Genomic DNA, 4,978 nt, shown 5'->3' with positions numbered 1-4,978 from the left:
ACCTGAGCGGCGCGGTATCGCCGACCGCCCTCTCCATCCCGTGGATGCTGGACACCTACGTCGGTCTCCTCGACGACGCCATCGCCGCATCGGAGTGAGCGTCCGCACCGATGCGCCGCGGCGCGCGGCCGGCCCCCGGCCGGCTGCGCGCCGTTCGGCGTTCCTCCTCGGCGCGTTCCTCGTCCTCGCGGCGTCGATCGCGCTCTCCCTCGCGCTCGGATCCCGCTCCGTCTCCCTCCCCGAGGTGGTCGAGGGGCTGACGGCGTGGTTCGGCGGGCGCACGTCCGAGGACATCGGTGCGATCGCCGTGCAGGAGCGCATCCCCCGCACAGTCCTCGCGCTCGTCGCCGGCGCGGCCCTGGGCCTCTCGGGCGCGCTGATGCAGGCCGTCACCCGCAACCCGATCGCCGATCCCGGCATCCTCGGCGTCAACACGGGAGCCGCGCTGTTCGTGGTGTGCGGCATCGCCTTCCTCGGCATCACGTCGGCCGTGCAGTTCCTCGTGCTCGCCCTGATCGGCGGCAGCCTCGTCGCGGTGTTCGTCTACGTCGTCGGCTCCGTCGGCCCCGGCGGCTCTACGCCGATCAAGCTCGCACTCGCGGGCGCCGCCACGACCGCCGCGCTGTCCTCGCTCGTGAGCGCCGTGCTGCTGCCGCGCATCGCGGCCATGGACGTCTTCCGCTTCTGGCAGGTCGGCGGCGTCGCCGGGGCCGACTGGGGCACGATGGCGATCATCGCGCCGCTGCTCGTCGTCGCCGCGGCCGCGGCCTTCCTGTGCGCCCCCATGCTCAACGCTCTCGCGCTCGGCGACGAGGTCGCCGTCGGGCTCGGCGTCAACGTCACGGCCGGTCGCGTCGTCGCGTCCGCGGCCGGCGTGATCCTGTGCGCCGCCGTCACGGCGGTCGCGGGCCCCATCGCCTTCGTCGGGCTCATGGTGCCGCACGTCGCGCGCATGCTGTTCGGACCGGACCAGCGCTGGCTGCTTCCCGTCTGCGCCCTCGGCGGCGCCGCGCTGCTCACGGTCTCCGACACCATCGGCCGTCTGCTCGGCAGCCCCGGCGAGGTCGAGGCCGGCATCGTCACCGCCTTCGTCGGCGCCCCGATCCTCGTCATCATCGCCCGCCGCACCCGGATGAAGGCCCTCTGATGACGCTCGCTCTCGCTCCCGCACGCGCCGACACGACGACGGCGATCCGCCACGGCCGGCACCGCCGCACGCGCCGCCGCCTCGTCGGGATCGCCGCACTCGCCGGCATCCTGCTCGCCCTGTCCGGCGCGATGATCATGCTCGGAGACACGATCTACCCGTTCTCGGACGTGTTCGCGGTGATGCTCGGCGAGAAGGTGCCGGGCGCCTCGTTCACCGTCGGCTCGCTGCGCATCCCGCGCATGATCACCGGCGTGCTGGCCGGAATCGCCTTCGGCGTCGCCGGCACGACCTTCCAGACGATGCTGCGCAACCCGCTCGCGAGCCCCGACGTGATCGGCATCACCTCGGGCGCGAGCGCGGCGGCTGTGGTCTGCCTCGCCGTGCTGCACTGGAGCACGACAGCCACGACGTTCATGGCGCTCCTCGTCGGCATCGCGACAGCGGCGCTCATCTACATCGCCGCGCGCGGCGGCGAATCGACCGGCGGGCGGCTGATCCTCATCGGCATCGGCATCGGGGCGATGCTCGAATCGGTGGTCTCCTTCGTGATCCAGCGGGCGGCCGACTGGGATGTCGCCGTCGCGATGCGGTGGCTGACAGGAAGCCTCAACAGCTCGAAGTGGGACACCATGCCGCCGCTCGTGATCGCCACCGCGATCCTCGTGCCCCTCATCCTCGTGCTGTCGAGGGATCTGCGGGCGCTGGAACTCGGCGACGCGTCCGCGACGGCGCTGGGTGTCCGCGTCGACCGCGCGCGGGTGCTGCTGATCGTGGCGGCTGTCGCGCTGGCGTGCTTCGCCACGGCGACCACCGGTCCCATCGCGTTCGTCGCGTTCCTCGCGGGCCCCATCGCCTCGCGCCTCGTCGGCCCCGGCACGTCGCTCACGATCCCGGCCGCGCTCACGGGTGCGGTGCTCGTGCTCGCCGCCGACCTGATCGGCCAGTTCGCGTTCGACACGACGTTCCCCGTCGGCGTGATCACCGGCGTCCTCGGCGCGCCCTACCTGCTGTACCTGCTCATCCGCACGAACCGCATCGGAGGTTCATCGTGACCACCACCGTCCCGACCGTCCACGGGCTGCAGGCGACGGATCTCGTCGCCGGCTACACCGCCGCCACCCCCATCGTGAAGGGCGTCGACCTCGCGGTGCCCAGCGGCCGGATCAGCGTGATCATCGGTGCGAACGCGTGCGGCAAGTCGACCCTCCTCAAGACGCTCGCGCGCCTCATCGCCCCGCAGTCGGGCAGCGTGGTGCTCGACGGTCAGAGCATCGGGTCCATCCCCACCAAGCAGCTCGCACGCACGCTCGGGCTCCTGCCGCAGTCGCCGATCGCGCCAGAGGGGATCGCGGTCGCCGATCTCGTCGGACGCGGCCGGCACCCGCACCAGAAGCTGTTCCGGTCGTGGTCGGCGCAGGACGACGCTGCGGTGGCCGAGGCGCTCGAGCTCACGGGCGTCTCCGACCTGGCCGACCGCGCCGTCGACGAGCTCTCCGGCGGCCAGCGGCAGCGCGTGTGGATCGCGATGGCACTCGCCCAGGAGACCGGCGTGCTCCTGCTGGACGAGCCGACGACGTTCCTCGACGTGGCGCACCAGATCGAGGTGCTCGACCTGCTGACCGACCTCAACCGGTCCAAGGGCACGACGATCGTGATGGTCCTGCACGACATGAATCTCGCCGCCCGCTATGCCGACCACATCTTCGCGATGCGCGGCGGCGAGCTCATCGCGAGCGGCGCCCCGGCGGAGGTCATGACGAGCGAGCTCATCTCCGACGTGTTCGGCCTCGACGCCACGGTGATCCCCGACCCCGTGTCCGGCGCTCCCATGGTGCTGCCGCGCGGACGTCACCACGTGCTCGCCCCTTCCGGCACCTGACCCGTGCCGGGCGCTCCGCCACTAGCCTGAGCCCATGGCGAAGGCGATCCAGTACACCGAGTTCGGCGGACCCGAGGTCCTCACCCTGAACGACGTCCCGGATCCGGTCCCCGGGCCCGGCGAGGTCGCGATCCGGATCGGGGCCGCGGGCGTCAACCCGATCGACTCCAAGCTGCGTCAGGGGCTGCGCGCCTCCGCCCCGCTCACCGCACCGCGCGGCACGGGATCCGACGGCGCCGGCCACATCACCGCGGTGGGCGCCGATGTGGAGGGCTTCCGCGTCGGCGATCCTGTCGTGTTCACCGGAAAGCTCGGCGCCTACGCCACCGACCTCGCCGTGCCCGCCGGGAAGGTCTTCGCGCGGCCCGCGGGCGTGACCGCCGCGGTGGGGGCGGCGATCGGCGTCCCGGTCAGCACGGCCTATCAGGCGCTGCGCTCGCTCGGCCTCCGCGCCGATGACACCCTGCTGATCCACGGCGCCTCTGGCTCGGTCGGCCAGGCCGCCGTGCAGCTCGCCGTGCTCGCCGGTGCCCGCGTGCTCGGCACGACGAGCGACGCGCGCGCCGACCGGGTCGCCGACCTCGGTGGCGAGCCCATACGCTACGGCGACGGGCTGGGCGACCGCGTGCGCGCCGCCGCGCCGGAGGGCGTCACCGTGATCCTCGACTGCGCCGGCACCGACGAGGCGCTCGAGACGTCCGTCGACCTGCTCGCCGACCGGCACCGGATCGCCACGATCGTGCGCGGCGCGGATGCGGACGAGCTCGGCATCCAGGCGTTCTCCGGCGGGTCGCCGCACCCGCTCACCGCCACCCAGCAGACGTGGCGCCACGAGGCCATCCCCGTCGTGCTCGCGCTGCTCGCGGCCGGACGATTCTCGGTCGAGCTCGGCGAACGCTACCCGCTGGAGCGGGCGGCCGACGCGCAGCGCGCGAACCGCGAGGGGGCACCGGGCAAGCTGCTCATCATGCCGTGACGCATGGGCCGCGATGCCCGGGGTGACACCCCGCCGCGCCGCTAGGATCGACGCGTGAGCAACGGGGGGATGGGGCTCGAGGCCCCGGTCGTGCGGCGCATCCGCGTGCTCACGGTCATCGCGGCGATCGCCGGTGCGCTCGTGCTCACCGGCGTCGTGTGGGGCGCGCTCTACGACCTGCGCATCGTCGACGTCCGACCGATCGCGGCCGATCCAAATCCCGATGCCGACAGCCCCTGGGAGTTCGCCGACCCGCCCGAGCTGGCGATCGCCGAGGACGGCACCCTCGCGGTCCCCGCGGGCGGCGGAGTGCTCCACATCGAGAGGGATGCGGCGACTCCCGTGCTGCAGGTCGCGGCTGCCGCCGATCCGGCCGATTGGATCGACATCTCGATCACACCGGCGGACCAGGACCCGCGCGACGAGTACTTCTACCCCGACGACGTCGGCTACATCGCATCCGAGTCGGATGTCGCGATGCTGTTCCCCGGCGAGCGCGACCTCGAGGTGTGGTTCGAGTCGGACGCGCAGGAGACGCTGCGGATCTCGCCCGTCGAGGCGACGACGTTCACATCCGCCGCGAGCGGCGAAGGCGACGCCGTGCTGCTGTACGAGGGCGACCACATCAGCGCCCGCGCGGTGCATCGCGGCGACGGCGTCTTCTACGTCGACACGTTCACGCCCGCCTCGAGCGACTCGCCGATCATCGACTCGGGCCGCATCGACCAGCGGTTCTCGTGGGACGAGGGCGGCCCGCTCGTGATCCGGGTGCAGTCCACGGACGGCCCCTGGACGATCGAGATCGAAGGCGAGTCGGGCGCTCCCGTGAGCGTTCCCTCGTCCGCGCAGACGGATCCGGCCGGCTGAGGCACGCACGACACGACACACGCCCACACGACGAGAGAGCACATGGACTTCGCGACGACGCTCGACCAGGCCTTCAAGGCTCGGCTGCCGCTGCTGTACCTCGAGA

Annotated in this window: 5 protein-coding genes; all 5 read left to right on the top strand. The window is 72.5% G+C overall.

The window, feature by feature from the left end; translation table 11 throughout:
* Window positions 1–94 precede the first annotated feature (94 nt).
* The 5 genes from RIF89_RS10900 to RIF89_RS10880 are packed head-to-tail and all read left to right on the top strand — an operon-like array spanning window position 95 to window position 4,872.
* Entirely contained in the window at window positions 95–1,147 is a 1,053-nt protein-coding gene (locus RIF89_RS10900) for an iron chelate uptake ABC transporter family permease subunit (protein ID WP_309069135.1), read from the top strand.
* Window positions 1,147–2,202, top strand: coding sequence for an iron chelate uptake ABC transporter family permease subunit (locus RIF89_RS10895; RefSeq protein WP_309069134.1), 1,056 nt, complete (start codon window positions 1,147–1,149; stop codon window positions 2,200–2,202). The genes RIF89_RS10900 and RIF89_RS10895 overlap by 1 nt, the downstream gene beginning before the upstream one ends.
* Window positions 2,199–3,029: an ABC transporter ATP-binding protein gene (locus RIF89_RS10890; protein ID WP_375294470.1), complete on the top strand. Its 831-nt coding sequence runs from the start codon at window positions 2,199–2,201 to the stop codon at window positions 3,027–3,029. The genes RIF89_RS10895 and RIF89_RS10890 overlap by 4 nt, the downstream gene beginning before the upstream one ends.
* 34 nt (window positions 3,030–3,063) lie before the next feature.
* Window positions 3,064–4,005, top strand: a complete 942-nt coding sequence (locus RIF89_RS10885) for an NADP-dependent oxidoreductase (RefSeq protein ID WP_309069133.1) — start codon at window positions 3,064–3,066, stop codon at window positions 4,003–4,005.
* Window positions 4,006–4,059: 54 nt separating this feature from the next.
* Complete coding sequence (locus RIF89_RS10880; RefSeq protein WP_309069132.1) at window positions 4,060–4,872, top strand: hypothetical protein; 813 nt, start codon at window positions 4,060–4,062, stop codon at window positions 4,870–4,872.
* The last annotated feature ends 106 nt before the right edge of the window (window positions 4,873–4,978 follow it).

This window comes from Microbacterium sp. (assembly GCF_031178525.1).
GTDB lineage: Bacteria > Actinomycetota > Actinomycetes > Actinomycetales > Microbacteriaceae > Microbacterium.
This window is presented reverse-complemented; position numbering and strand designations above follow the sequence as displayed.